General features: G+C 55.4%; 4 protein-coding genes. All 4 read left to right on the top strand.

The genetic code is table 11. The features are described from left to right. Window positions 1–35: 35 nt before the first annotated feature. The 4 genes from ET418_RS18500 (at window position 36) to ET418_RS17995 (ending at window position 3016) form a co-directional block, all read left to right on the top strand. Window positions 36–170 (top strand): YezD family protein, encoded by a 135-nt coding sequence (locus ET418_RS18500; RefSeq protein WP_274596141.1) that lies wholly within the window; start codon window positions 36–38, stop codon window positions 168–170. A 530-nt stretch (window positions 171–700) separates the two neighbouring features. Beyond that, window positions 701–1276, top strand: a complete 576-nt coding sequence (locus ET418_RS17985) for a PAS domain-containing protein (RefSeq protein ID WP_149310019.1) — start codon at window positions 701–703, stop codon at window positions 1274–1276. Window positions 1277–1515: 239 nt separating this feature from the next. Then, window positions 1516–2340, top strand: a complete 825-nt coding sequence (locus ET418_RS17990) for an acid phosphatase (protein WP_218043417.1) — start codon at window positions 1516–1518, stop codon at window positions 2338–2340. 232 nt (window positions 2341–2572) lie between these two features. After that, on the top strand, window positions 2573–3016 hold the full coding sequence (locus ET418_RS17995) for a molybdopterin-dependent oxidoreductase (protein ID WP_274596145.1): 444 nt from the start codon (window positions 2573–2575) through the stop codon (window positions 3014–3016). Window positions 3017–3670: the final 654 nt, after the last annotated feature.

Here is a 3670-nt window from a genome sequence, read left to right on the forward strand (position 1 = left end):
CCCCTGAGCCATGGAGCCGGGATCTGGAACAGGTCGTGCGTGAGGCGCTGAGCTCGATCCGTTTCGGCACGGTGACCCTGGTGGTGCAGGACGGCCGGGTGATCCAGGTGGACAAGAGCGAGAAGATTCGGCTCAACAAGGTCGGATATGTGGACGGAAGCGGGATTTAGCAAGCCAACATCCCCACTTTCGCGGGCAAATAACAAAATATCCTATTCCGCGCCGACTAGACAACTGGAGGCCGGGGGAACCATTCCCTCGGCCTCTTTTTGTTTTCTACGGGAGATTGCACCATGACCATATCATCATGCACCAAGGACCGCGTGATACGGTCGGCTTGATCGGTGGCACCGGTACCTTATAGCTGCGTCCTTCATCTCAAGAACCATATCTGGCCACAACACATTACTCACCAATTGTAACGACTCAAGCCTCGAAAAGAATATTTTTGTTTCAAGTTCGGCAACCGTTATCCCATTGGGACGGCACCATGAAACGGAACCCGGATTCCCTGCGAGATACCGCTATTTTTCTGTACGCACTCCATGGTTGCACCCAGTCAGTCAAAGAACTCTTCGCTCAACTTTGACGTTGATAAAACAGAACAACATGTTGTAATTGTGAATAGTACAATCGTATAATTGGGAATTCCCCAGTGAATTCCCAATTTATGGGTATCGTCGCATGAAAGGAAAAGTCCATGGGAAGATCGATGCAGGAAGTATTGATATTCAATGCTTTCATGCAGCATACGAGTGATTCCATCGTAATCAAAGAATATTTTGCCAATGAACGGGGCGAGTTCACGGGTGGGAAAATAATCTGCGCCAGTGCCACCAAGGCCCGCCACTATGGTCTCAACATGGACACCATCCGAGGCTACACCGATTTTGACCTTTTACCCCACGAACAGGCTGAAAAGGCACTTCAGGATGATCTTTGGGTGATGAAGCATCGCAAGCCGATTGAAGACCAACGCGAAACAATAACCCACAAAAATGGCGAAATAGTAAAGGTTTCCGTCACCAAATTTCCCTGGATTCTGCCGAGTGGCGAAATCGTGGGGGTCATGTGCATCGCCCGGAACGTAACTATGCGAGAAAGTGCCAAGCAACAGGCCCGTGACTTGATGGAGTTTATGAAGCGGGAAGTTTTGAAACCCTTGCTCCCTCTGTACCATGCCAGTAGCAAAACATCCATGTCAGGAAATGTGCTGAGACCCATTATCGTGCGCTTGATACGAAAACTTGCGGAAACAAAGGATTTGCAAGCTTGAAACCATCGTAGTATGTCGGTTAATTATGCTGCAAACCCGCCGCAATCATCTTGTTCGTTCCGATGCAGATCTCCCGATCGAGCCCTATTCTACCGCATATCCGCGCACGATCACCGAGATGGCCGAAAAAAGGGCGACTATCCCCGATAGGATAGAAAGTGCGGCAGAGACATCCCTGCCGGTCGCCCGACCTGAAGCGAAGGCACCATCATAACGGAATGAAAAGAGAGGGAAGACGTATGGGAAACATGGCAACAATGCTGCTGTGCCTGGCGCTCATGGCCGGTTGTGCGACACTGGAAAGGCACGACACGGCCCCAACCGCCCAAGGTAGGACTCAGGGCTACCTGCCGTCCAAGCAGTTGCCCGACATGGTGGCGCTGCTCCCTCCGCCACCTGCCACCGGTTCGACCGCGTTTGCGCTCGATCAGGAAATCAGCCGCGCCAGCTTCCCCCTGCGGGATTCGGCCCGATGGGCGTTGGCCATCCAGGATGCCGACCTTTCCTTTCCGGCTGCGGCCGAAAGTTTTTCCTGTGCCCTGAACGCCCGCATCACCGAGCAGGATACCCCTCGCCTCTTCCGCCTCCTGCGCCGTACCCTGGCCGACGCGGGTAACGCCGTCTCCCGGCCGAAGGATACCTATAAGCGCCCCCGCCCCTTCATGGTGAACGGGGAGCGGATCTGCACCCCGGACTATGAACAGCGGTTGCGCACAAGCGGCTCGTACCCCTCGGGGCACACCACGGCCGGGTGGACCTGGGCGCTCATCCTGAGCGAAATCGCGCCGGAACGGGCCGATGCGGTCCTGGTTCGGGGAAGGGCCTTTGGCCAGAGCCGGATCGTGTGCAACGTGCACTGGCTGAGCGACGTGAATGAGGGACGTACCGTTGCCGCAGCGGTGGTGGCCCGGCTGCACGCCGATCCCTCCTTTCGGGCGGATGTTGAGGCAGCGCGGACCGAACTTGCCGCAGCGCGGGCCAAGGGGCTGCTACCTGCCCGCGATTGCCGGACCGAGGCCGAGGCGCTGGCCCCGGCTGCTGCGCCGCAGCCCACCGGCAAATAGGTGCCCCGAACCATTACAGACACAACCGGGTTGGGGATGCGTTGGAAACCGTAACCACGGGGTGCGGACATTCGGGAGCCCTCGGCTATCTGAAACGAAAAGCGCAGAATTACCGGGAACGCGAAACAGGTCATAAAAAAATAAAGCTCAAAAGGGGGATATAATGAACCACGCCGAGAACATACAACCAGGGACCAAACCCCATGGAAAGCATAAATACGGCCCGGAATACATGTCCCATGAACTGAAGGTGACAGGGCGTGTGGAGAGGCCTCTTTGCTTGAACGTTGCCGATCTCCGAAAGATGGCTTCCCTGGAGATCGGGGCGCTACCCATTATCTGCGGCAGCGGCACGGAGAAGGGGACCATCAAGAGCTATCGCGGGGTATTGCTGCGGGATATCCTGGAACAGGCGTCCGTAATCATAACGGAGCATCATGCACCGAACAGGCTGTACCTGAAGCTCACTTCCAACGACGGCTATATGGCGCTCTTCAGTTGGCAGGAGATCAATAATACCGTCGTCGGCGAAAAGGCTATCGTCGTATTCGAAAGGGAGGGGCGGCCGTTGGACGAAAACGAGGGGGAATTCGCCTTTGTCTCGGCGAACGACTACCGGCCCGGCCCACGACGCATGCGCTACCTGGGGCACATCGAGGTGTGCGAGGTCGTCTGATTACCCACGGGCGGGCATCGGCGTCGTCATGGCCGCGCCGCCACCCAACTGGTGGCGGTCACACAAGCTGGAGGGCGCCAGGGCTGTTCCACCAATTCATTGGATTGCGACATCGATTTTTGAATTTTTGACAAAAAAATCCCCGTAGCACGGAGGGGTAGCTACGGGGTGCCTTATGGGCAATTTCCATCGTGAACAACGTTATGAACCGACTCTCTGTGTGCACGGCACACTACTACGAGCGGCAAGGAGCGGACGGAAAGAGCTTGCTCAACTGTGGGCAACCCACCACATCCTGGCCATGAGGCCGGCAAAGAGTATGACGCCAAGCGTGAACACGCCCATGACTCCGGTGGATACGGCGGTATCTATCGACATCACCTTCTGCGACACTCTCTGGTTTCGATCTCGGCTGCTATCATGACGTTCTGGTCTCTGCATTTTTAGCCTCCCGGTAATTCACTACGGCCCCATTAAGGACAAAGGATACCATCTTTATCCCCAATGTCAACAACTCGATCATGGCACGACTTGACTCAAATTAAATGTAACCGAAGGAGTGGCAAAAAGGAAACGTTGCATCATATTACAGGTAACCGAAAGGAGGCCGTATATGGTGCTACGTTCCCGTCAGGAATACCTGGAAGCCATCCG

The sequence above is a fragment of the Oryzomonas rubra genome, assembly GCF_008369015.1.
In the GTDB taxonomy this organism is placed as follows: domain Bacteria; phylum Desulfobacterota; class Desulfuromonadia; order Geobacterales; family Pseudopelobacteraceae; genus Oryzomonas; species Oryzomonas japonica.